The organism is Porticoccus hydrocarbonoclasticus MCTG13d, from assembly GCF_000744735.1.
GTDB classification, from domain to species: Bacteria; Pseudomonadota; Gammaproteobacteria; order Pseudomonadales; family Porticoccaceae; genus Porticoccus; species Porticoccus hydrocarbonoclasticus.
Genome location: NZ_JQMM01000001.1, coordinates 1310900 through 1334329, shown reverse-complemented (window position 1 = coordinate 1334329; position 23430 = coordinate 1310900). Strand labels below are relative to the sequence as shown.

The following is a 23430-nucleotide window of genomic DNA, read 5'->3' as shown; positions in this document are numbered from 1 at the left end:
TCCGGTTTTTTTCTTAGCTCATAACTTATCTATTTCACTAGCGAAGTTCTCTTGGCATCGAGAAACTGATATTTTCAGTGGCCCCGGGAAGCTCTTCCGGTGGACGCGCACCCAATGTTTCAAGTTTGTGCACAACATCGCGAACCAGCACTTCCGGAGCTGAAGCACCGGCAGTAACACCAATGGCTTTTTTGCCAACCAGCCAGCTTGGCCTGATATCCAGCGCGCTATCAATCAAATAGGCATCGGCACCACATCGATCGGCAAGCTCTCGCAATCGATTGGAGTTTGAACTGTTTGGCGAACCGACAACCAGCACCAGATCACACTCCAGCGCCAACTGCTTTACGGCATCCTGGCGGTTCTGGGTGGCATAGCAAATATCGTCTTTTTTGGGACCGGAAATGGTGGGAAATCGCTTCCGTAGCGCATCAATCACCTTGGCGGTATCATCAACCGACAGCGTTGTTTGGGTAACGTAGGCCAGATTACCCGGTACCTTGACGTCAAGTTGACTGACATCTGTCTCATTTTCCACCAGGTAGATATGCCCACCATTGGCGTCATCATATTGCCCCATGGTCCCCTCCACTTCAGGGTGACCCTGATGACCAATCAGGACGCACTCCCGGCCCTCACGACTGTAACGCACCACCTCCATATGCACTTTTGTCACCAGCGGACAGGTCGCATCAAAGACCCGCAACTGCCGCTGCTCAGCCTCCTGCCTGACAGACTGGGGTACACCGTGGGCACTGAAAACCACAATCACATTATCGGGTACTTCGTGGAGCTCCTCGACAAAGATGGCACCGCGCTCACGGAGAGCATCCACCACGAACTTGTTATGTACCACTTCATGACGGACATAGATAGGGGCACCAAAGATATCCAGGGCGCGATTGACAATATCAATGGCCCGATCAACGCCAGCGCAAAACCCACGCGGATTGGCAAGTTTGACCTCCATTAGTGGGTCACCGCCGGTATGACATCAAGAATTTTTACGGCGAAGGTAATTTGATGGCCTGCGAGAGGATGATTGAAATCCACCATGACATGCTCATCATCCACTTCAACCACGACTCCGGGCAACTCGGCCTGGCTGGCATCTGCAAATGACAGCATCAGCCCCGGCTCCAGCTGAACATCATCGGTAAAGTCCCCTTTTGAAAAACGCTGGATGTTGTTGGGATTGTGAGGGCCAAAGCCCTGCTCAGGATCAATCTCCAGTACGGCCTCATCACCGGTACTCAGACCAAACAATGCAGACTCAAAACCATTCAGCAGACTTCCGTCACCCACCACAAAGGTTGCCGGTTTACCTGAAAAGTTGGAGTCCACCACCGAACCATCTTCCAGCGCCAGCGAAAAATGCAGCGTCACCTTCGTATCCGGCCCAATGGTGACAGGTGCCGTTTCATGGGTATCAACCATCAATTTTTCCTCTCATGTGACTGGTCGCGATGGCATAGACTTTCAATGATTAACAGGATAGCACCCACTGTAATCGCAGAATCCGCCACATTGAACGCGGGCCAGTGATAATTCAAATAATAGACATCGATAAAATCAACCACATAACCGAGAAACACCCGATCCAGTAAATTACCAAGCGCGCCACCGAGCACCAACGCCAGTGCAATACCCAGCAGGGTTTTCCCAGTGGTCAGACGCGCCATCCAAAGCACAATGAAAATACTCACCGCCAGCGCAATACCGGTAAAAAACCAGCGCTGCCACCCGCCTGCATCACTGAGAAAGCTGAAGGCTGCACCCCGGTTGTGGAGCAGCGTCAGGTTCAGCATAGGCAGCAACTCCACCGCCCGGCCATAGACCAGTGACGCCGAGGCCCAGTATTTGGTGGACTGGTCGATCAGAATGACCAGTACGGACAGGAGATACCAGCCAGCACGGGATTGCATGGTATTTACCATTGGCATCTGGTCACGCAAACAGACGCCGTTCGCCGGCACCTGTGACATTTTCCACACAGCGACCACACAATTCCGGATGTTCAGCCACCGCACCCACATCGGCACGGTGATGCCAACAGCGGACACATTTGTCATGGGACGTGCGATCAACACGCAAAAACAAACCCTCAAGCTCTGTAGGTTCGGCACCGTTTGCATCACTGAGTGGTGCCAGCCGGGCCTCAGAGGTAATCAACACAAAACGCAATTCATCTTTCAGTTTACCCAACGCACTGGCCAGCGCATCGTCCGCGTACAGCACTACTTCCGCTTCCAGAGACTTCTGGATACCCGTCTCTTTTTTGCCTTCCAGGACTTTGTTGACCGCATTTCGAGCCCTGGCAATCAGCACCCAATCGCTGTCGGGAATCGCATCTGGGGCAGCGGGTGGCAGCGACCACCACTCCGCCATAAATACCGACTCTCCACGCACTCCGGGCATGACACGCCAGATTTCATCCGCAGTAAAACTGAGCACTGGGGCAACCCACCGAACCAGAGCCTCGGCGATATGGTAAATTGCCGACTGCGCAGATCGTCTGGCCCTAGAGTTCTCCTGACAGGTATATTGCCGATCCTTGATGATATTCAGGTAGAAACCACCCATATCGGTGACACAAAAATTGTGCAGTTTCTGGTAGATGGGATGAAAATGGTAGCTGTCATAGGCGGCGAGGATATCCCGCTGGGCACTGGCAGCTCGCCCCACAGCCCAGCGATCCAGCTCCAGCATATCCTCGACCGGCAACAAATCCCGAGCCGGATCGAAACCGTTGAGATTTGAAAGCAGGAATCGGGCCGTATTGCGGATGCGCCGGTAGGAGTCCGCAGTGCGCTTTAGAATCTCCTCGGAAACGCTCATTTCCGCGCTGAAATCCGTCGCTGCGACCCACAGGCGCAGGACATCCGCTCCCAAATCGTTGACTACCTGCTGGGGCGACATCACATTGCCCAGGGATTTGGACATCTTTCGGCCATCGGCATCCACCGTGAAACCGTGTGTCAAAACAGCCCGGTATGGGGCACTGCCCTTGATGGCAATGGCCGTCTTCAGGGAAGACTGGAACCAGCCGCGGTGCTGATCGGATCCCTCCAGGTAGAGATCCGCCGGATAGGCGAGCTGGTCGCGGGCATCCAGTACAGCGGCATGGGTAACCCCCGAGTCGAACCAGACATCCAGAGTATCCGTAACCTTGGTATAGTCTGCAGCTTCGTCACCCAGCAACTCTGTAGCATCGAGATCAAACCAGGCATCAATGCCCGCCTGCTCAACACGCTGGGCAACCACCTCAATCAACTCGGCAGTGCGCGGGTGCCAATCGCCGGTTTCCCGGTGAATAAACAGGGTTATCGGCACACCCCAGGTGCGCTGACGTGAAATACACCAGTCGGGGCTGTTCTCCAGCATCCCCTCAATGCGGGCCTGCCCCCAGGAAGGATACCAGGTGACGTCCTTCACCGCCTTGAGGGCTTTATCCAGCAGGCCGTTCTGCTGCATGCCGATAAACCATTGCGGTGTGGCGCGGTAGATCAGCGGGGTTTTGGTCCGCCAGCAGTGCGCGTAGCTATGGGTAATTTTATGGGTGGCCAACAGCACGCCCCGCCGCTCCAGCTGCGCCAGAACGGCTTCATCCGCCTTGTAGACATGCTCGCCAGCAAACAGCGGCACGCTATCGCGGAAAAGGCCATGATCATCAATATAATTGAGTGTGCCAATACCGTATTTATTGGCCACCACGAAGTCTTCCATGCCGTGATCCGGCGCTGTATGGACGCAGCCCGTACCGGTCTCAGTGGTGACATGTTCACCCAGTAATATCGGCACCTGGCGATCATAAAATGGGTGCTGTAGCAGCTGATTCTCGAGCCGCTGTCCTTTGACACGGCCAACAACCTGGTAGTCTTCCACACCCCAGCGCTTCATCACGGCAGGCACTAGCTCTTCGGCCAACAGAAAGCGACTGACACCCTCACCGGCATCACACTGCAGCAGCACATAATTCAATTCAGGATTGAGACTGACCGCCTGGTTGGAAGGCAGCGTCCAGGGCGTGGTGGTCCAGATGGCCACTGCGACCGGCCCTTCGCCGGTCACATTATCCACGAGGGCCAAAAAGGCTTCGGTATCCACAACCGGGAACGCCACATCGATGGAAAAAGACATTTTGTCCTGATATTCAACCTCGGCTTCCGCCAGGGCTGAGGCACCGACCACACTCCAGTAAACCGGCTTGAAACCACGCACCAGATGACCATTTTCTATGATCTTGCCCAGTGCCCGAATAATATTTGCCTCAAACTGGTAATCCATCGTCAGATAAGGATTTTCCCAGTCGCCCAGCACGCCGAGACGCATAAAATCCTTTTTCTGGCCATCCACCTGACGGCGCGCATACTCCCGACATTTCTGACGAAATGTCTTGGTGTCCACCTTGACGCCGGCTTTGCCGATTTTCTTTTCAACCTGGTGTTCGATGGGCAGTCCGTGACAATCCCAGCCGGGCACATAGGGCGCGTCATAACCGCTCAGCGTACGGGACTTGACGACGATATCCTTCAAGATTTTATTGACCGAGTGACCGATATGAATATCGCCATTTGCGTAGGGAGGGCCGTCGTGCAAAATGAATTTTTTTCTGCCGTGACGCTGCTCACGAATTTTTTCGTAAAGCCCGTCGCTCTGCCAGGATTTCAGCATGTTCGGTTCCCGCTGGGCCAGATTGGCCTTCATGGGAAACTCGGTAAACGGCAAATTGAGGGTAGCTTTGTAATCAGTCATCGTTTTCCAACATCGGGGTTACACCTCGGCAAAGTACTGCCGGGCCAGTGCAATATCACTGTGAATTTTCGTTACCATGGCATCGAGAGAAGCAAACGTCTGCTCCTCCCGTATTTTCTTTTTGAACTCCACATGAATTCGTTGACCGTAGATTAACTGATCAAAATCCAGCAGGTGCACTTCGAGCACCGGTTTTATCAGGTCACCTACGGTTGGCCGCACGCCCACATTCGCAACACCGGGCAAGCGACTGCCATCCAGTAACGCCTCCACCACATACACACCGCTCAATGGTGCGCGATAGCGATAGAGATGCACATTGGCAGTGGGGATACCCAACTGTTGGCCCAACTGCTGTCCGTAAACCACCCTGCCGGTAATCTGATAGGGTCGCCCCAACAACGTTTCCGCCAGATCAAAATCACCAACCTCCAAAGCCCGGCGAATGCGCGTACTGCTGATCCGCTCGCTGCCATACTGCAGGGTATGCGTGTCGATCACATCAAAACCCTGCTGCTCTCCCACTTGCCTGAGCAGCCGGTCATTGCCACTGCGATCATGGCCAAAGTGGAAGTCGTCACCGACCACCAGACAGCGAACATCCAGTCCTTCTATTAATACTCTGTCAATAAATTGTCGGGCAGACAAACTGCGCAACGAAGGATTGAACTGAAGGCAGAGCACCCGATCTATACCTTCGCTGACCAGCGCTTCCACCTTTTCGCGTAAACGCATCAGCCGGGCCGGAGCCTGCTCTCCCGAGAAAAACTCCTGAGGCTGGGGTTCAAAAATAATCACCACAGAAGGCAGCCCGTATATTGCGGACTTTTCACGCAACTGTTGCAGTATTGCCCGATGGCCGAGATGAACGCCGTCAAATGAACCGATCGTCGCGACACAACCTCGATGTCCCGGACGCAGATTATGCAACCCACGGATAAACTGATGCTTTTTTCCGGTCACTGGTTTCCGGTCACTGGTTTGGAGTCACTGGCGGCTTTCATCGCGAAACAAAGGCAGCAGTATAACCCAGCCCAATGGGGGAAAAACAGGCGCGGCGCCGCCACGGCAACACTTTTGTGACAGTGCCCTAGCGATGGCGGAGGTGAGAAGGTCGCATGCCACCCACCAGCAAAAACAGTGTGTATACCAGCATGCCACTGAGACAAATCAAGAGCATCCAGCCAGCACGCTGCCAACCGCCCCAGAAGAGCCACTGATTCAGGTGAGCCGTGAACCCCAACAGCACCGTCGCCATGACCAGATTCGCACCCAGCAAGGTCAGCAAAAAGCGGCGCCAGCCGGGAGAAGGATGATAAATACCGAAGCGATACAGGCCCCTAAACAGCAGTCCGGCATTCAGCATGGCCGCCAACGATGTTGCCAGCGCCAACCCGACATGCCCGATGCCAAAATAGTGGTCCAGCGGCAGGGCAAACGCCAAATTGAGCACCATATTGGTTACCAGGGCAATCACCCCAATACGCACTGGGGTTTTCATATCCTGCCGGGCAAAATAACCGGGAGCCAATACCTTGATTAGCATGAAAGCAATCAGGCCAATCGCGTACGCCTGGAGGCTGAGGACCGCCATTCCGATATCCCGCGGCGTCATCACATCACCATAATAAAACAGGGTCGTGAGAATCGGCTCGGCCAGTATCATCAATGCCACCGCCGCTGGAATGGCAACCAGCAGCACCATACGCAGAGCCCAGTCGAGGGTGCGGCTGAATACTTCCCCGGTACGGGCAGCATGTTGCCGGGACAGGCTGGGCAAAATCACGGTGGCGATCGCAATGCCAAACACACCCAACGGAAGTTCAGACAGCCGGTCGGAGTAATACAGCCAGGAAATACTGCCCGTTGGTAGAAACGAGGCAATCACAGTATCCAGCAACAGGTTGATCTGGCTGACAGAAACGCCAAAGATTGCCGGCACCATCAGTCGAAGCACTCTGCGCACACCTTCATCCCGCCAATCCACTTTAGGGTTCGGGAGCCGGTGAATCTGAGCAAGAAATGGTAACTGAAACAGCAGTTGCACAACCCCGGCCACCAGCACGCCCCAGGCCAGTGCATAGACGGGCGCATCAAACCAGGGGGCGGCCACCAGTGCCGCGGCTATCAGGGTGAGATTTAACAGTACCGGCGTGAAAGCGGGCACGGCAAAACGGTCGTAACTGTTGAGAATTGCCCCGGCCAGGCCTGTCAGGGATATCAACATCAAGTAGGGGAAAGTGATCCGCAGCATACTGCTGGCAGCGTCAAACTTGTCCGGGTAATCGAGCCAGAAACCAAAGGCGAACAGTGCAGTGACTAACGGCGAAGCAATGACCACCAGAATGGTGAGCACAATCAGCGATGAACCCAGCACGCCAGCCACGCTATCCAGTAAAGCCTTGACCGCTGCCGGGGTGCCTTTTTCGCGATACTCACCCAGTACTGGCACAAATGCCTGGGCAAATGCTCCCTCGGCAAACAGTCGTCGAAAGAAATTCGGAATTTTAAAGGCGACAAAGAAGGCATCCGCCAGCGCATCGGCACCGATGACCCTGGCAAACACCATATCCCGCAGCAAGCCAAGCACCCGGGAGAGCATCGTCATACTGCCGACCACACTACTGGAGCGCAGCAGGCCAGGCGCTACGGGGGGTTCGGCGGCTTTGTGCTCGGAAGGATTTGAATCGTCTGAATTCTGTGGTTGCAAACCGGCATTGTCCCGACAATAGCTAAACGCAAGGGGCAAATCATAGTGATTTTGGTGACGGGATGATAGCGGCATTGCTGATTGGCAAGGCCCGGACAACCGGCTTCAACAACCGGGATCGACTGCTGGGTATCGCGCCTGGACACGTCGCCAATCGCCCAGCTATCAAGCCAAATGCAATTTGCGGACTTTGTGGCCTTCGGCCTGTTGATAAGCCGCCCCAAAACCTGTATATTTCCGCGCCTTGAATCAAGACTCACGATTGAGAGGAGCACCCAGGTGGCCAATACACCCCAAGCACGCAAACGCGCACGTCAGAATGAACAGCGTCGCCAGCACAATGCCGGCCTGCGTTCTATGGTACGCACCTATATCAAGAAAACCTACGCCGCCATTGCAACCGGCGAAGTGACCACGGCGACTGCCGCTTACAATTCAGCAGTGCCTGTCATTGACCGGATGGCCGACAAAGGTATTATTCACAAAAACAAGGCTGCCCGTCACAAGAGCAGACTGAACGCCCAATTGAAGGCAATGGCAGCCAGCTAAGGGTTTGTCATTGCAATCAAAAAAACCGGCCGATGGCCGGTTTTTTTATGCCCGACCATTAATCGGCGATCAATAGTCATTTTCTAGCGACCTTTCAGCTCCAGACGTCGAGCCATTTCCGCCATCACCAGCATATAAAGCTCATCCCCGAGATAGACGTCCTCCACTTTGTAGTCAATATTGGGGTTATCGTTGATTTCAATTACGTAGGCCTGCTTGCCCTGATGTTTGATATCTACACCGTATAAACCACTACCGATCACCCTGGCTGCACGCAATGCGGCATCCAGCACTTCTCTCGGCACTTCGTAGGTTGGCAGGGTTTCAAAACCACCCGAGTTAAACCGTTTGCTTCCATGATTGTAGATTTGCCAGTGATTGCGCGCCATGTAGTAACGGCAAGCATACAAAGGCCGATTGTTGAATACCCCGATGCGCCAGTCAAAATCGGTATAGAGATACTCCTGCACCAATACCAACGCAGTGGTTTTCAACAGCTCAGCCAGATGTGCCAACAACTCCTCCCTGTTAGCAGCTTTGAATACGCCTTTGGAAAACGAACCCTCGGGTATCTTTAACACCACGGGGTAGCCAAACTCCTTTTCAATGGCATCCAGGTCGTCTGGGGTGTGCGTGGAAAACACTTGGGTTTTGAGCGCTGGGACACCGTTGTAGGTAAAGGCATCCTGTAAAAAAACCTTGTTACAACAACGCAAAATGGAGGTGGGATCATCAATTACTACCATCCCCTCTATCTCCGCCTTCCTGGCAAAGCGGAAGGTATGATGGTCGATAGCGGTGGTCTCACGAATAAACAGGCCGTCATATTCGCCGAGGCGCGGGTAATCCCTGGCAGTGATCAACTCCGCATTGATATTACACTTGGCGGCAGCCTTGATAAAACGGCTCAGGGCTTCCTTGTTACTGGGAGGCATGATCTCCTTGGGATCCACCAGCACACCCAGCTCCCAGCGATAGGATTTCTTCTTTTTCGGGCTCTGCCAGCGTTTTTCGTTAAATTTGAGCATCGCTTCCAAAAATTTCGGACGCTCCGCTTTTGGCAATTTACCCAAGGAGATGGCAACAATACTTTTTACTTGCCAGCCACCAGACCAGAACAACACAACTTTCAGCATGGGGGCCGGATACACAGAAAACAGTCGCTGTCCGAAGCGGGAAAAACCGGGGTCTGATGCAACCCCAAAATTCACATAAAACGTTTTTTTCTCCCCTTCTCCTCCCGTATTGGAACCGGATAACAGCAGCTCACCCGTGATACGCGACATGTACAACAACTTACTGCGCAGATCGTTGATTGTGTTCACAGAAGGCATCACCCGATGCCCCCGGGCCTCCGCCAGCAGGGAACAATAGTATCCCCTACTCAAATACTTTCCACTGTCACACAGGTTGATCAGGCTGAGCTTTTTCTCGCCTTTTTTCGGGTGATCCTCCAGATATTGTGCAAAACTGATGGCCCGGTCATCGAAGCCAAAGCCGTTGATGTCCTCGAGATCGTCCACCACCAGCAAAAGATTGGACATAAATTGTTTACTCTGTCTGTATTGTCAGCAAATATAGAGAGACGCTCCCAGGCTACCGGATCCCGGCAACCTGCCGGTTCATCAGATCTACCCTGTTAACCAACTGAAGAAACCCACTGTCACGCCGCTATTTAAACAGCTCATCAAGACCGAGGTTATCGAGTTCGAGGCGCACCAATTTCCGTATATCAGCGGGATAGTGGCATATCAGCGAATCGTGCGCCAGACGCTCGGCGGTAGCAATAGGCAGCGTACGAATCAACCACTTCATCTGGGGTAATTTAGCGGCACTCATACTGAGCGTACGCATGCCGAGGCCGAGCAACAGGACCACTGCCACCGGATCCGAAGCCATCTCACCACAGAGACTGACCGGGATCCCAGCATCTTTGGCCAGCTTGAGAATGCGCTGAATCTCGAGCAGCACAGCGGGGTGCACATGGTCATAACGGGCTGACACCCGGGGGTTGTCACGATCCAGCGCCAGCAGATACTGGCTGAGGTCATTGGAACCGATGGAAATAAAATCGATCTTTCCGGCCCAGAACGGGATTTGGGAAATAGCCGCCGGGACCTCCACCATAACGCCCAAATCGGGCCTGGTAACAGCGTAACCCTCCGCTGTCAGCTGTTCTATGGCATCAAGAAAAATCTCGGAAAAGTCGTCGAGTTCACTGGTGGAGCTGACCATTGGCAACAGAATTCGCAGATTGTCCATGCCCTCTGCTGCGCGCATCATGGCACGCACCTGAGTCATCAGTAACTGGCTGTTATCCAGGGTAAAGCGTACTCCACGCCAGCCCAGAGCCGGATTTTTTTCGTTGTCGACCGGGAAATAGGGCAATTGCTTGTCGCCACCAACATCCAGGGTCCGCATATGAACCGGTTTGCCTTTGTAAGCTTCCAGGACCTGCCGATAGACTCCGATCTGCTCTTCCTCGGAGGGGAAGCTATCGTGCACCATGAAAGGGATTTCTGTGCGGTACAGGCCCACACCCTGGGCGCCACTCAAGAGTCCCGGAGAGATATCTGCCAACAGCCCGGTATTGGTATAAAGGGTCACGGCGATACCATCCGGACTCACAGCGGGCAAATCGCGCATTTTTTCCAACTGTTTCATCAGGGCGCGGCGATCATTCACCAAGCGCTGATACTCTGCCAGAACCGCATCACCGGGATTGAGCAGTACCTGACCATTGTTCCCGTCAACAATAATTTGGGCGTCATCAACCAGCCGACGCAACCGGCCGGTGCCCATGACAGCAGGAATACCGAGCGCATTGGCAAGCACGGCTGTATGTGACAGACCTGAGCCGTCAAAACAGACCAGCCCCACCAATTTGTCACTGGGGATCAGGGCAATATCGGAAACACTTACCTGAAAACCCACCAATACGATGTTCGTATCGGGGGGAATGGCCACAGGCTTGATCCCCCGCCAGGCGTTGAACAACTTGTTACCCAGATGGTGAATATCTTCGTGACGGGCTTTCAGATAAGGGTCATCCATCTCCAGAAACAATTCGGCAAAATGCTGCACTGCCTTACGTAGCGATCCCGGCAACCAGTTGCCGCCACGAATGCCCTTCTCTACATAAGAGCAGAATGCCGGATCCTCCAGCAGCATGTTGTAGGCGCTGAAAATACCGGCGACACTGCCGGATATCTCTTTGCCGAGGGACGTCTGCTCGTGATCAATTTGTGCCCGCACCACGGCAAGCAGTTTCTGCCAGTCCTCCACGGCACCGGGAATATCTTCACAGGGCGCATCGAGCACAGAGTACAGTTCGCCGTGATCGCTTATTTTGATATGACCGATACCGATACCGGGTGCACCCTTGACACCAGACACCCGCTCGTTGAGGCCAATCATATCGCCCTGAGCAAGCGGACTGGTACCCAGCAACAATGCCAAATGGGCTGCCAACGTCACTAAAAAGCCCTGCTCTTCCTCAGATAGCTCGCGAATTTCACGCCCCTGAACCACCAGAACACCAATGACTTTGCCAGCATGCACGATAGGCACACCACAAAAACTGTGGAACTGCTCTTCCCGTGTCTCTGCGACATAACAATATGAGGGGTGTACTGTGCCATCGGCCAGATTGACCGGATGACGACTGGTGGCGACCAGCCCCACCAGCCCTGTGCCAGGCGGCAACTTGACGTTGCGTACAGCTTTTGCGGCCAGACCGTGGGACGCCAGTAACAGCATTTCTCGCTGATCATTCGCCAGGTAGAGGCTGCACACATCCACCGCCATGGTCTGACTGATAGACTCAACGATCAGGTTAACCTGATCAATAGGTGTATCAGCCGTCGCCACGGTCTGGACAATACGAGCTAACTCATGAACAACACTTTTCATAGCAATAATTGTTAACCATCAACATCCAATGGAAAAAACCTTTCAGACTACCGTTCTATCCAACAACACTCACTTCGCTATTTAAGAGGATTGCAAAAAAACCACAAGGGGTATTTATCACGACTGCCTGCCCACAAGTGCCACAATATCTGCAAAATCAGCGTGAAGAAAACCTCGAACCCATTTACAGCAATCCACCTTAGATCCGATAATCGCACACCTCAATCCGGTTAGCACCAACATGACATCCATCTCTTTCGACACCTCTGACGAACAGGAAGTCGAAAATCTTCTGTTTTCACAGATTGCCAGTGATCTCACAGGGAAAGGCTACGCGGTTATTCCCAACGCACTGCCCGGACTATTGTCGGAAGAACTCTTTGGCCAGATACAATCGCTTCACAGCGATGACTTCAGCGAAGCAGGCGTGGGCCGAAATTGTGATCAAACCCTGAACCGATTTGTCCGACGGGATGCCATCCGCTGGATTGCAGGGGCAACCCTACCGGAGCAGCGTTGGCTGGAGTGGAGCGGTCGACTACAGATTTATCTCAATCGGCACCTTTTTCTTGGCTTATTCTCTTACGAGAGCCATTTTTCACATTACCGTCCAGGGGATTTTTATCGCAAACATCTGGATGCCTTTCGGGGTCAGACCAATCGTCGACTCTCTACCGTGGCTTACCTGAATCCCGGCTGGATGCCAGACGATGGAGGTGAACTGATTCTGTTCGGTGAAATGGGTGAACCGGAAATCCTCCGGGTAACCCCGGCTTACGGCACGCTGGCCATCTTCCTGAGTGAAGTATTTCCCCACGAAGTTTTGCCCACCAACCGACACCGCTACAGCATCGCTGGTTGGTTTAGGGTCAACGGATCTGTCAATGATCGGCTCGCCCCCCCGGCCTAACCCTACGGGAAAGGCGGACTAGATCAAAACCAGATTGTCCCGGTGAATCACTTCTTTATCATCACAATAACCGAGGATATCGAGAATTCTGTCACTGCTCTTGCCAATAATCAGACGACTCTCGGCAGCACTGTAGTTGACCAGACCGCGGGCAACCTCATTCCCGGCCAAGTCAACACAGCGTACCAGATCACCTCGATGGAAATCCCCAACGACCGCTTTCACTCCGACCGGCAATAGACTCTTACCCTGCTCGCGCAGCGCCCGGCAGGCACCCTCGTCCAGCGTCAGTGACCCACGCACTTGCAGCCGGCCGGCCAACCACTGCTTGCGGGCAGCTATCGGCATCTGTTCTGCCAACAGCAGCGTTCCAAGATCTTCCGCCTTTGCCAGTCTGGTGAGCACCTGCTCGTTGCGACCACCAACAATCACTGTGCTCGCTCCCGAACGGGCGGCCAGACGGGCGGCACGCAATTTGGTAATCATGCCCCCCCGGCCCAACGCACCGCCTTCGCTGGCCAGTTTGTCCAGTGCGGGATCACCTGCCCGGCCCGAGGAAACCAGCCGGGCCTTTGGAGAGGTTCTCGGGTCGGCATCATAAAGTCCATGCTGATCAGTGAGAATCACCAGCAAATCCGCATCGATGAGGTTGGCCACCACCGCCGCCAGCGTGTCATTGTCACCAAAACGAATTTCATCGGTAACCACCGTATCGTTTTCGTTAATGATCGGCACCACCCCCAATCCGATCAATGTCTGTAATGTATTGCGGGCATTGAGGTACCGCTCGCGGTTCGACAAATCATCGTGATCGAGCAGCACCTGTGCAGTGTGGCGGTTGAATTGTTGAAACTGGAATTCATAGGCCTGCACCAGGCCCATCTGGCCTACGGCTGCCGCTGCCTGCAACTCGTGAACAGCCGATGGCCGCTTCCGCCAGCCAAGTCGAGACATACCCTCGGCAACAGCCCCGGAAGAGACCATCACCACTTCAATGTCCTGCTCGAGTAATTCTGCCACCTGGGCCACCCAGGCACCGATAGATTCCCGATCCAGACCACGACCATCGGCAGTCAACAGGGCACTGCCTATTTTTACGACCCAGCGGCGGGCATTGCGGACAATTGTTCTATCGTTCATGGCTGGTCTGCTGTCTGGTGGTCCGAATCCTGGTTGAGAGTGGCTGATTTCCGGGACTGAATCGACAACGATTCAGGGGCTATAAACGACTTCCACGTCATAATCATCATCGTCAAAGTCATCGTCCTCTTCCTGGTCATCAGATTTACGACTGCGGCGCAGGGATTCAATTCGGTCACGTGCCTCATACTGCATCTGGTGTTGAACATCCAGTTCCCGACGGGCTACCTCCGGGTCACTGCGTTCGGCCTCCCAACAGGCTTCCAGATACTCGAGAATGTCATCACACAGCTCGGCCGTACCTTCCGCGGACAAGGCAGACACCTGATACACCGGCCCTTCCCAGCCCAGTTGGGCGACCACGTCGCTGCAATATTGCTGGCGCTCCGCCTCGGGCAATAAATCCACTTTATTGAGCACCAACCAACGATCCCTGCTCCACAGAGTCGGGCTGAACTGATCCAGTTCATCTTCAATAATGGCGATATTATCCGCTGGATTTTTTCCATCGGGCGGCATCATATCCACCAGATGTAACAGCAAGCGGGTTCGCGTCAAGTGTTTCAGAAAACGAATGCCAAGACCGGCACCTTCGGCAGCACCCTCCACCAGGCCGGGCACATCAGCAATCACAAAACTGCGATACTTGTGGGGATTGACGACACCGAGATTGGGAACAAGTGTTGTAAAAGGATAATCGGCAACCTTGGGGCGCGCAGCCGAGACAGCGCGAATAAATGTCGACTTACCGGCATTGGGCAAACCAACCAGGCCCACATCCGCCAGTACTTTCAGCTCCAAACGCAGGTTGCGTTCCTCACCCTCTTTGCCGGGTGATGTCTGGCGCGGCGCACGATTGACACTCGACTTGAACCGGGTATTTCCCAGGCCGTGAAAGCCTCCATGAGCCACCATCAGGCGCTGGCCATCATCGGTGATATCGCCGAGCACTTCCTCAGTATCTTCATCAATTACCGTAGTGCCCACCGGCACCTTGAGAACCAGGTCATCACCACCCCGACCGGTACAGTTGCGACTGCTGCCAGATTGACCACTCTGGGCACGATAATCCCGCTGAAAGCGATAATCCACCAGGGTGTTGAGGTTGATATCCCCTTCCAGATAAACCGAGCCACCGTCACCACCATCGCCACCATCGGGCCCACCTTTGGCCACGAATTTCTCACGGCGAAAACTCAGGCAACCGTTACCACCGCGACCGGCATGTACGTGAATCGTTGTTTCATCGACAAATTTCATGACGGGAGTATACCGCGCTCTGAGGGGTTGGGATTAAATCGTACGCCACCGGCAGCACGAACACATACAATCCACTCGATATTCAAATATTCAAACACAAAAAAGCCCCGCCTGGGCGGGGCTTTGCGATAAAGCCAGCCTCAGGCGGTTAGAATATTCACATACTTGCGATTATTGGGACCTTTCACTGTGAACTGTACTTCACCGTCTGCTGTAGCAAAAATGGTGTGGTCGCGACCAATGCCAACATTGTTGCCCGCATGGAACCGGGTACCGCGCTGACGAATAATAATATTGCCCGCTGTGACCTGTTCACCACCGAAACGCTTGACACCCAGTCGTTTACTTTCGGAATCGCGCCCGTTACGGGTACTACCACCAGCTTTTTTGTGAGCCATGACGTTCTCCTATCTGATCTTAACCGGCACTGATGCCCGTGATTTTCACTTCGGTGTACCACTGACGGTGGCCCATTTGCTTCCGGTGATGCTTGCGGCGGCGGAACTTGATGATTTGCACCTTGTCCGCACGACCATGACTAAGCACTTCACCGGTCACCTTGGCACCTTCAAGCAACGGCGCACCAATCTTGAAATTTTCACCATCGGCAACCATCAGCACTTCATTGAAGTCAATATTGCCACCGGTGGGGACTTCCAGCTTTTCGAGGCGCAGGTATTCGCCTTCCTTCACCCGGTGCTGTTTGCCACCACTCTTTATAACTGCGTACATAATATGCTCCGTATTCGCTCATGCCAGTTCGAAGCCTGCAGGAACGATTTCCTCAAGGCCGGTTTTGCGAGGGGCAGGATTTTAAGGGAAAGACCCTGTTACCGCAAGGAAATATTCCATTGTACAGGTGATGTCAGCACCGGAAACTTGACAGTGACAGAGGCCCTCTCTAGGATGCGTCGCGCCTATCGTACAAGTCCCGCGTGCATTGGCTGTTTACACCTATCGTTGCTGGCCAGGGTTACGGCATGTTGCCATTCCATAAGGTAGTTAAATCCGAATTTGAACAGGTGAATGAGCTGATCATTCGCCAGCTGCACTCTGACGTCGGGTTAGTGGAAAATATTGGCCAATACATCGTCGACGCCGGCGGCAAACGACTTCGCCCACTACTGGTGTTACTCATTGCGAAGAGCTTTGGCTACCGGGGGACACAACACATCTCACTGGCCGCCATTATCGAGTTCATTCACACCGCCACGCTACTGCACGACGATGTGGTGGACACCTCCAGCCTGCGACGTGGAAGAGCCACAGCCAATGCGCGGTTCGGCAATGCTCCCAGTGTGCTTGTCGGAGACTTCCTCTATTCCCGGGCGTTCCAGATGCTGGTTGCCATCGATAGCATGGCGATCATGCGAATCATCGCCGATACCACCAATATCATCTCCGAAGGTGAAGTGCAGCAACTAATCAATGCTGGCAACCCCGATACATCCGAAGCGGCCTACCTCAATGTCATTCACAAGAAAACAGCTCAACTCTTCGAGGCGGCGGCGCAAACTGGCGCCATCCTGGCAGGGGCGTCGGCCACCCAGGAAGAAGCAGCAAAACATTACGGTTATCATCTTGGAATGGCATTTCAGCTGGTAGATGACGTGCTCGACTACAGTGGTCAGGCGGACGAACTTGGCAAAAATATCGGTGATGACCTCGCGGAGGGCAAACCGACACTGCCTCTGATTTGCGCTATGCAGAGGGGGACGCCAGCGCAGGCCGCGATGATTCGGTCAGCCATTGAGAAAGGTGCCCTGGAACAGCTCGACCAGATTAGTGATGCCATCCATTCGACTGGCGCACTCGACTATACACTCACTTGTGCAGCTCATCATGCAGAACAGGCGAGAGCCTGCCTGGCAGATTTTACAGACTCACCGGAACACCGGGCATTGGCAGAACTCACAGAGTTTGCCCTCCAACGAAAATGCTGACATCCAGCACAGGGATATCTGCCACGAGCATCAATACAATATAGTGTGTGCTCTGATCTGATGGATGAGGATTCATAGGGCAATAATGCCCTCTACGCTCCCCCCTTCTTTTCTGGACTTAATGAGCAAATCCGCTAAAATTCACCGCTTCGATGACAAACCAGCACCGGGTAAAACCGACCAACCAGGACAGTCCACTCAATGACGAAATTCGTTCCACAATCACAGAACGCGTATACCCGCGAGGAAATCGTCGCCTGTAGTCACGGCGACCTGTTCGGTGAAGGCAACGCCAAACTCCCCGCTGACAACATGCTGATGGTGGATAGAATCACCCGCATTCATGCCGAAGAAGGCCGATTTGGCAAGGGCTTGATAACTGCAGAACTGGATATCCATAAAGACCTGTGGTTTTTTGGTTGCCACTTTCATGGCGACCCGGTTATGCCCGGCTGCCTTGGCCTTGATGCCATGTGGCAGCTGACCGGCTTTTTCCTGGCCTGGAAAGGCAATCCCGGCAAGGGACGGGCGCTGGGCTCGGGCGAAGTGAAGTTTTTCGGCCAGGTACTACCAGAAGCAAGCACCGTGACCTACCAGATTGATATTTCGAGAATTGTCGAAAGAAAACTGAAAATGGCTATCGCCGATGGCAGTGTTTTTGTGGACGGCCGCGAGATTTATACGGCGAAGGATCTGCGTGTTGGACTGTTCGAGTCAACTGACAACTTCTGATTTTTTCTACTACAATAGCCGAACCTGACAGTCGGCATAGGTATAAACGATGAAACGTGTAGTAATTACCGGAATGGGGATAGTTTCCTGCCTGGGTAATGACAGAGAAACCGTCACCACAGCGCTAAAGGAAGGGAAATCCGGCATCGTATTCCGGGAAGATTTTGAAGAAATGGGCCTGCGTTGCAACGTGGCTGCCCGGGTCGACCTTGATCTCGCGGAGCTGATTGACCGCAAGATTCTCCGTTTTATGGGCCCCTCTGCGGCATACGGCTATATCGCCACCGAGCGTGCCATTGCCGATGCCGGCCTCAGCGAGGATCAGGTCTCCAATATCCGCACCGGCCTAGTGATGGGGTCCGGCGGCGTATCCGGTGAAATGTTCACCGAAACCATTGATGTCATGCGCGCCAAGGGCATCAAAAAAGCGGGTCCCTACCGGGTAACCCAGATCATGGCCAGCACCGTTTCCGCTTGCCTGGCGACACCATTCAAAATCAAGGGCACCAACTATTCCATCGCCTCCGCCTGTGCCACCAGTGCCCACAGCATTGGTCACGCAATGGAACTGATTCAGATGAACAAACAGGACATTGTCTTTGCCGGTGGCGCCGAGGATATGCACTGGTCAATGGCGGGCATGTTCGATGCCATGGGAGCACTGTCGACCAAATATAACGATACTCCTCAACTGGCCTCCAGGGCTTATGACGCTGACAGGGACGGTTTTGTACCGGGAGTCGGTGCAGGCTGTCTGGTCGTGGAAGAACTGGAACACGCCCTGGCGCGGGGCGCCACAATCTATGCCGAGCTGGTGGGCTATGGCTCCACCTCCGATGGCTATGACATGGTGGCGCCGTCCGGAGAGGGTGCCGCGCGCTGCATGAAAATGGCGATGCAAACCACCCAGGGGGATATCGACTACATCAACACCCATGGCACCAGCACACCCGTCGGTGATTTGCAGGAGCTGAAGGCCATCAGGGAGACTTTTGGCGAAAAAGTACCACCCATCAGCTCGACCAAATCGCTATCCGGGCACGGACTCGGCGCCGCTGGTGTTCAGGAAGCGATTTTCAGTCTGTTGATGATGGAACACAACTTTATCTGCGCCTCCGCCAACATCGACAACCTGGATCCGGAAGCGGCAGACCTACCCATTGTCACCAAACGGGTAGACAAGGCCAACCTGCAGCGTGTCATGTCCAACAGCTTTGGTTTTGGTGGCACCAATGCAACGCTGGTTTTTCAGCGCTACAACGCCTAATTTGCTATTGAAATTATTCTTCACGGGAGAGCTGGTTTGGCTCTTCCGTTATACGACCCAGACGATCAATTGATGGCAACCAGCTCACAGCCCTCATCCACTTCCAGCTTTGCGCCACTCATTGCCATTGTTGATGCCCTCAATGTCATCTTAGCCAGTTTAGTGGCTCACTGGCTCCGCTTTGGCTTCGCAGACATGTCCGCCAAATTTGAAGTATTGACCGGTGGCACAGCACTCCTGCTGGTTTTTGTCCTCACCATTACCGGCGTCTACGACTCATGGCGAGGCAGACGACTTCCTCCCCTCCTCAAACGCTATACTTTCTCGCTACTGCTGACTGTGGCAGTGCTCATGGCCTTTCTGGTTTTTACCAAGACTGCAATCGAGTTTTCCAGGCTCTGGTTAATTTACCTGGTGGCATTAACCTGGTTGGGAGGCACGCTCTACCGTTGCGGGTACCACTTTTATCTGAAACGCCTGCGAAGTGCCGGTAAGAACCTGCGGTCGGTACTGGTCATTACCAGCGATCACCACCACGCCAAGGTACTCTTTGACGAGCGGGAAATGCAGCAGTCCGGTTACCGACTGGTACATCATGTGCATGCCAGTGAAATAGAGCGCTGGGCTCACTCCGGTCAGGTGATAGAGGAACTCAGTAAATATTCGGTCGATGAAGTGTGGCTCGACCTGCCGCTGAGCATGGGAAGGTTTATTAAGGACATTGTCTATGCCCTCCGCCATGTAACGGTGGACATCCGCTTTTTCCCCGACTTTGAAGATATCCAGCTCCTCAACCACAAGGTATCGAGCATCCTCGGTCACTACGCCATAGATATCAGCTGCTCTCCAATGCGAGGCTTTAATCGTACCCTCAAGCGCTGTGAAGACCTGGTGCTGGGCATACTGATCTGCGCACTGGTTACACCTGTCTGCCTGGCAATTGCGCTACTGATCAAATTCAGTTCGCCCGGCCCCGTATTGTTCAAGCAGTATCGTAATGGTCAGGATGGCAGACGCTTCAAGGTTTACAAGTTCAGATCCATGACCGTTCACCAGGAAGCCAATGGTACGGTAACCCAGGCGAAACCCGATGACCCGAGGCTCACCAGACTGGGGGCTTTTCTGCGACGTACCAGTCTCGATGAATTACCGCAGTTTTTTAATGTCGTACAGGGCCGCATGTCCATCGTTGGTCCCAGACCCCACGCCCTGATCCACAATGAGTATTACATGGATCTGATCGAATCCTATATGTGGCGCCACAAGGTCAAGCCGGGGATTACCGGGCTCGCCCAGATCCGCGGTTATCGGGGGCTGACCGATACACTGGAAAAGATGGAGCGGCGGGTAGAATGCGATCTTGAATACATCAACAACTGGTCGCTGTGGCTCGACCTGAAAATCATTACCCTCACGGTGTTTAGTATCTTTCACAACCGAAATGCGTTCTAACCCGCCACCTCGCCGCCAGGCTTTCCTTCCGCGATGACAACCGTTAGCATCGACAGACGAACCCGTAGGTCATGCACGATCATCGTTAATAACCAGAATAAGGAAATGCCATGAAACTCTATGACTATCCCGGCGTGCCCAATCCCCGACGGCTGAATATCTTCATGGCCGAAAAGGGGATCGATTTTCCGCGTATCGAAGTGGACCTGCTGAAAGGCGAGCAACTCACAGAAGATTTCCGAGAGAAGAGTCCCAACTGCGATGTGCCGGTGCTGGAGCTTGATGATGGCACCTGTATCTCCCAGACCAACGCCATTGCCCGCTATCTGGAAGCCCGCCATCCGGAGCCACCCCTGTTTGGCGCTACTGCCCAGGAAATCGGGCTGGTAGAAATGTGGAACCAGATCTGTTTTACCAACGGCTTTCAGGCAGTGGCAGATCTGTTCAGAAACGGACCTGACTGGCTTGACGGAAGGGCACTGGTGGGCCCACACAATTACGACAAAATCCCGGCCCTGGTGGAACGTGGTCGGCAGCGCATCATGAATTTCTACGGTGACCTCAACCAACATCTGGCCAACAGGTCATACCTTGCCGGGAACAATTTCTCGATGGCTGATATCACCGCACTGGTAACCATCGACTTTGCCGAATGGGCCGGGGTAGCCATGCCCGACGGGCACGAGCATCTCCGCCGCTGGCACCAGCAGATATCCGAGCGCCCCAGTGTCGTGGCCAACAGTTAGGTCCTGTTAACAGGACCCAAGCACAACCTGAGCCAATGACAGGGCAGCGTTTCCGAGGTAAACTCCGCTCTTAATTTTGGCAAGTGGAGCAACACATGGCCCGGGGTATCAACAAAGTAATTCTGATCGGCAATCTCGGCAAAGACCCGGAAACACGGTATATGCCCAGCGGTGGCGCAGTAACCAATCTGACTCTGGCCACCAGTGAAACCTGGAAAGACAAACAGACCGGCCAACCGCAGGAACGCACTGAATGGCACAGAGTCGTGTTTTTCAATCGTCTCGCAGAAATCGCTGCGGAATACCTGAAAAAAGGCAGCAAGGTATATATTGAGGGCTCTCTCAGAACCCGCAAGTGGCAGGACCAGAGCGGTCAGGACAAATACACCACTGAAATCGTGGCGAATGAAATGCAGATGCTGGATAGCCGTGGCGGGGCAGGCTCGGGCTCATCAGGCTACGACGATAGCATGCAGCAACAAGGCCCTTCAGGCGGCCAGGGGGGCTACAGCAAACCCCAGCAACAGCAGCCATCGGCGTCCAACAGCAATAACACAGATCCCGGATTCGACAGTTTTGACGATGACATCCCGTTCTGACAAACTGAATCCGATAAAAAGCCCGCTTTCACGCGGGTTTTTTTGTGCCGCTAAATCGGTGTCTCCAGCGGACGTCCCAGCGCTGACTCCATGTCTGTCTGACAGAAAAAATCCTTGTCAACTTTAAAGTATGCCAGCCGGTGATCCGGCATAATCACCACGTCCTGAACACCCGGCACCGCCCCGACAAAGTGTTCCGCAGCGATCACCTCCCCCGGCATCAAAGTAACCACCAGACTCTTCAGGTGCGCCGGCTTCTTCATGGTCACTGCAGCAACCAGCCAGACCAGAATCGATACAGCCACCATCCAGAAAACCTCGGCATAACCAAACCGCCAGGCCACATAGCCGCCGACCACACCACCGAGAAAAGCACCCAGAAACTGGCTGGTGGAATAAATCCCCATGGCGGTTCCACGACCGCCGGCCGGCGCCAGCTTACTGACCAGCGACGGCAACGAGGCCTCCAGCAAGTTGAATGCCATAAAAAACAGAAACAAACCGGCGATAAATCCATAGCGGTAATCGATATTACCGGCCAGGACGATCTCGGCTAACGCCAGTAAAACAACCGCACCAATAAAGACCGGTTTCATTTTGCGGCGGGTCTCTGCAATGATAATAAAAGGTAACATGCAGAGAAACGACAAGCCCATGGTGCCGAGATAAATCATCCAGTGATCGCCGCGGGCCAGATCCAGGCTCTGCTCCAGAATCACCGGAACTGCAACCCAGCTGGCCATCTGGGCGAAATGCAGGGTGCCAATCCCCAGATTGAGCCGCAACAGCTCAGCGTCTTTTAACAAACGGCCAAACATTGCCGGTATCGCTTCTGCTTCCGCGTTGTGAAGCAAGGTCACCGGCGTTGGAATCACCAGGGCCAACACCCCAAGGCTCACTACCGACATCCCGGCCGCCAGCCAAAATAAGCCGGACAGCCCCCATTGATTCGCCAACACCGGCCCGAGCACCATTGAAAGAGCAAACGAAATCCCGATACTGCCCCCAACCAACGCCATGGCTTTGGTACGATTCTGCTCAGTCGTCAAATCAGACAATAACGCCATGATCGTACTGGCCACTGCACCCGCGCCCTGCATGGCGCGCCCTGCAATCAGGCCCCACATGGAATCCGATAGCGCAGCGATAACACTCCCCACAAGAAACAACAACAACCCACCAGCGATCACCGGCTTTCGGCCAATCCGATCGGAAAGAAACCCCAGTGGAATCTGGAATAGCCCCTGGGTGAGACCGTAGATACCCAGGGCCAAGCCTACAAGCAAGGCCGAGCTGCCACTGTAGTCGCCAGCGTAGAGGGCCAGCACTGGCAGCAACATGAACAACCCCACCATGCGAAAAGCATAGAGAGAGGCCAAACCAAACAGGCTTTTGCGTTCCAGTGGATTCATGGGAATGACAGCGTTGATATCAGAGGCGGATATTATAAAGGGC

At 54.0% G+C, this 23430-nt stretch carries 21 protein-coding genes; 8 read left to right on the top strand and 13 right to left on the bottom strand.

Going from position 1 to position 23430, the window contains the following annotated elements; translation table 11 throughout:
• Positions 1-37: 37 nt before the first annotated feature.
• From ispH to murJ, 6 genes are all read right to left on the bottom strand, one after another.
• Entirely contained in the window at positions 38-970 is a 933-nt protein-coding gene (ispH, locus tag U740_RS06360; RefSeq protein ID WP_036859794.1) for a 4-hydroxy-3-methylbut-2-enyl diphosphate reductase, read from the bottom strand.
• On the bottom strand, positions 970-1437 hold the full coding sequence (fkpB, locus tag U740_RS06355; protein WP_036859793.1) for an FKBP-type peptidyl-prolyl cis-trans isomerase: 468 nt from the start codon (positions 1435-1437) through the stop codon (positions 970-972). The genes ispH and fkpB overlap by 1 nt, the downstream gene beginning before the upstream one ends.
• Positions 1437-1925, bottom strand: a complete 489-nt coding sequence (gene lspA / locus U740_RS06350; protein WP_036861479.1) for a signal peptidase II — start codon at positions 1923-1925, stop codon at positions 1437-1439. Before lspA ends, fkpB begins: the two co-directional genes overlap by 1 nt.
• Before the next feature lie 22 nt (positions 1926-1947).
• Positions 1948-4755, bottom strand: coding sequence for an isoleucine--tRNA ligase (gene ileS, locus U740_RS06345; RefSeq protein ID WP_036859791.1), 2808 nt, complete (start codon positions 4753-4755; stop codon positions 1948-1950).
• A gap of 18 nt (positions 4756-4773) precedes the next feature.
• Positions 4774-5718, bottom strand: a complete 945-nt coding sequence (gene ribF, locus U740_RS06340) for a bifunctional riboflavin kinase/FAD synthetase (protein WP_036859790.1) — start codon at positions 5716-5718, stop codon at positions 4774-4776.
• A gap of 127 nt (positions 5719-5845) precedes the next feature.
• Complete coding sequence (murJ, locus tag U740_RS06335) at positions 5846-7540, bottom strand: murein biosynthesis integral membrane protein MurJ (protein WP_081890863.1); 1695 nt, start codon at positions 7538-7540, stop codon at positions 5846-5848.
• Between the two features lie 204 nt (positions 7541-7744).
• Between murJ and rpsT the strand changes: the two genes are divergently transcribed.
• The gene (rpsT, locus tag U740_RS06330) at positions 7745-8014 is read left to right on the top strand and encodes a 30S ribosomal protein S20 (protein WP_036861474.1); all 270 of its coding nucleotides are present in this window, start codon (positions 7745-7747) and stop codon (positions 8012-8014) included.
• A gap of 83 nt (positions 8015-8097) precedes the next feature.
• Here the strand turns inward: rpsT and U740_RS06325 are convergent, their stop codons facing one another.
• Positions 8098-9558 carry a RimK family ATP-grasp domain-containing protein gene (locus U740_RS06325; protein ID WP_036859789.1) on the bottom strand — a complete coding sequence of 487 codons (1461 nt, stop codon included), beginning with the start codon at positions 9556-9558 and terminating at the stop codon, positions 8098-8100.
• A gap of 127 nt (positions 9559-9685) precedes the next feature.
• Positions 9686-11926, bottom strand: coding sequence for a phosphoenolpyruvate--protein phosphotransferase (ptsP, locus tag U740_RS06320; RefSeq protein WP_036859787.1), 2241 nt, complete (start codon positions 11924-11926; stop codon positions 9686-9688).
• A 241-nt stretch (positions 11927-12167) separates the two neighbouring features.
• Here ptsP and U740_RS06315 point away from each other — a divergent pair, with 241 nt between their 5' ends.
• Complete coding sequence (locus tag U740_RS06315) at positions 12168-12836, top strand: 2OG-Fe(II) oxygenase (protein WP_036859785.1); 669 nt, start codon at positions 12168-12170, stop codon at positions 12834-12836.
• An 18-nt stretch (positions 12837-12854) separates the two neighbouring features.
• Here U740_RS06315 and proB read toward each other — a convergent pair whose 3' ends face one another.
• The 4 genes from proB to rplU all read right to left on the bottom strand — a co-directional run bounded on the left by proB (position 12855) and on the right by rplU (position 15968).
• On the bottom strand, positions 12855-13976 hold the full coding sequence (proB, locus tag U740_RS06310; RefSeq protein ID WP_036859784.1) for a glutamate 5-kinase: 1122 nt from the start codon (positions 13974-13976) through the stop codon (positions 12855-12857).
• Positions 13977-14048: 72 nt separating this feature from the next.
• Complete coding sequence (gene cgtA, locus U740_RS06305; protein WP_036859783.1) at positions 14049-15236, bottom strand: Obg family GTPase CgtA; 1188 nt, start codon at positions 15234-15236, stop codon at positions 14049-14051.
• Positions 15237-15376: 140 nt separating this feature from the next.
• Positions 15377-15634 (bottom strand): 50S ribosomal protein L27, encoded by a 258-nt coding sequence (gene rpmA / locus U740_RS06300; RefSeq protein ID WP_036859781.1) that lies wholly within the window; start codon positions 15632-15634, stop codon positions 15377-15379.
• A 19-nt stretch (positions 15635-15653) separates the two neighbouring features.
• Positions 15654-15968, bottom strand: a complete 315-nt coding sequence (gene rplU, locus U740_RS06295) for a 50S ribosomal protein L21 (protein ID WP_036859778.1) — start codon at positions 15966-15968, stop codon at positions 15654-15656.
• A 248-nt stretch (positions 15969-16216) separates the two neighbouring features.
• Here rplU and U740_RS06290 point away from each other — a divergent pair, with 248 nt between their 5' ends.
• From U740_RS06290 to ssb, 6 genes are all read left to right on the top strand, one after another.
• The gene (locus tag U740_RS06290) at positions 16217-17179 is read left to right on the top strand and encodes a polyprenyl synthetase family protein (RefSeq protein ID WP_036859776.1); all 963 of its coding nucleotides are present in this window, start codon (positions 16217-16219) and stop codon (positions 17177-17179) included.
• 201 nt (positions 17180-17380) lie between these two features.
• Positions 17381-17911, top strand: a complete 531-nt coding sequence (gene fabA, locus U740_RS06285) for a 3-hydroxyacyl-[acyl-carrier-protein] dehydratase FabA (RefSeq protein ID WP_036859774.1) — start codon at positions 17381-17383, stop codon at positions 17909-17911.
• A gap of 49 nt (positions 17912-17960) precedes the next feature.
• Positions 17961-19178 (top strand): beta-ketoacyl-ACP synthase I, encoded by a 1218-nt coding sequence (fabB, locus tag U740_RS06280; RefSeq protein ID WP_036859772.1) that lies wholly within the window; start codon positions 17961-17963, stop codon positions 19176-19178.
• 36 nt (positions 19179-19214) lie between these two features.
• A complete protein-coding gene (locus U740_RS06275) occupies positions 19215-20630 on the top strand; it encodes an undecaprenyl-phosphate glucose phosphotransferase (RefSeq protein WP_200877057.1) in 1416 nt (471 codons plus the stop codon).
• Between the two features lie 110 nt (positions 20631-20740).
• Positions 20741-21376: a glutathione S-transferase family protein gene (locus tag U740_RS06270; protein ID WP_036859769.1), complete on the top strand. Its 636-nt coding sequence runs from the start codon at positions 20741-20743 to the stop codon at positions 21374-21376.
• 95 nt (positions 21377-21471) lie between these two features.
• Positions 21472-21975, top strand: coding sequence for a single-stranded DNA-binding protein (gene ssb, locus U740_RS06265; RefSeq protein WP_036859768.1), 504 nt, complete (start codon positions 21472-21474; stop codon positions 21973-21975).
• Between the two features lie 50 nt (positions 21976-22025).
• Here the strand turns inward: ssb and U740_RS06260 are convergent, their stop codons facing one another.
• Positions 22026-23387: an MFS transporter gene (locus U740_RS06260; RefSeq protein ID WP_036859767.1), complete on the bottom strand. Its 1362-nt coding sequence runs from the start codon at positions 23385-23387 to the stop codon at positions 22026-22028.
• Between the last annotated feature and the right edge of the window lie 43 nt (positions 23388-23430).

Excerpts from the sequence above, each read along its gene's own strand:
- U740_RS06325 (WP_036859789.1), bottom strand. The coding sequence starts at position 9,558 with ATGTCCAATCTTTTGCTGGTGGTGGACGATCTCGAGGACATCAACGGC.
- U740_RS06315 (WP_036859785.1), top strand. The coding sequence starts at position 12,168 with ATGACATCCATCTCTTTCGACACCTCTGACGAACAGGAAGTCGAAAAT.
- fkpB (WP_036859793.1), bottom strand. The coding sequence starts at position 1,437 with ATGGTTGATACCCATGAAACGGCACCTGTCACCATTGGGCCGGATACG.
- rplU (WP_036859778.1), bottom strand. The coding sequence starts at position 15,968 with ATGTACGCAGTTATAAAGAGTGGTGGCAAACAGCACCGGGTGAAGGAA.
- lspA (WP_036861479.1), bottom strand. The coding sequence starts at position 1,925 with ATGCAATCCCGTGCTGGCTGGTATCTCCTGTCCGTACTGGTCATTCTG.
- murJ (WP_081890863.1), bottom strand. The coding sequence starts at position 7,540 with ATGCCGCTATCATCCCGTCACCAAAATCACTATGATTTGCCCCTTGCG.
- ispH (WP_036859794.1), bottom strand. The coding sequence starts at position 970 with ATGGAGGTCAAACTTGCCAATCCGCGTGGGTTTTGCGCTGGCGTTGAT.
- U740_RS06260 (WP_036859767.1), bottom strand. The coding sequence starts at position 23,387 with ATGAATCCACTGGAACGCAAAAGCCTGTTTGGTTTGGCCTCTCTCTAT.
- U740_RS06270 (WP_036859769.1), top strand. The coding sequence starts at position 20,741 with ATGAAACTCTATGACTATCCCGGCGTGCCCAATCCCCGACGGCTGAAT.
- ssb (WP_036859768.1), top strand. The coding sequence starts at position 21,472 with ATGGCCCGGGGTATCAACAAAGTAATTCTGATCGGCAATCTCGGCAAA.
- fabA (WP_036859774.1), top strand. The coding sequence starts at position 17,381 with ATGACGAAATTCGTTCCACAATCACAGAACGCGTATACCCGCGAGGAA.
- ptsP (WP_036859787.1), bottom strand. The coding sequence starts at position 11,926 with ATGAAAAGTGTTGTTCATGAGTTAGCTCGTATTGTCCAGACCGTGGCG.
- proB (WP_036859784.1), bottom strand. The coding sequence starts at position 13,976 with ATGAACGATAGAACAATTGTCCGCAATGCCCGCCGCTGGGTCGTAAAA.
- fabB (WP_036859772.1), top strand. The coding sequence starts at position 17,961 with ATGAAACGTGTAGTAATTACCGGAATGGGGATAGTTTCCTGCCTGGGT.
- cgtA (WP_036859783.1), bottom strand. The coding sequence starts at position 15,236 with ATGAAATTTGTCGATGAAACAACGATTCACGTACATGCCGGTCGCGGT.
- U740_RS06290 (WP_036859776.1), top strand. The coding sequence starts at position 16,217 with ATGTTGCCATTCCATAAGGTAGTTAAATCCGAATTTGAACAGGTGAAT.
- rpmA (WP_036859781.1), bottom strand. The coding sequence starts at position 15,634 with ATGGCTCACAAAAAAGCTGGTGGTAGTACCCGTAACGGGCGCGATTCC.
- ileS (WP_036859791.1), bottom strand. The coding sequence starts at position 4,755 with ATGACTGATTACAAAGCTACCCTCAATTTGCCGTTTACCGAGTTTCCC.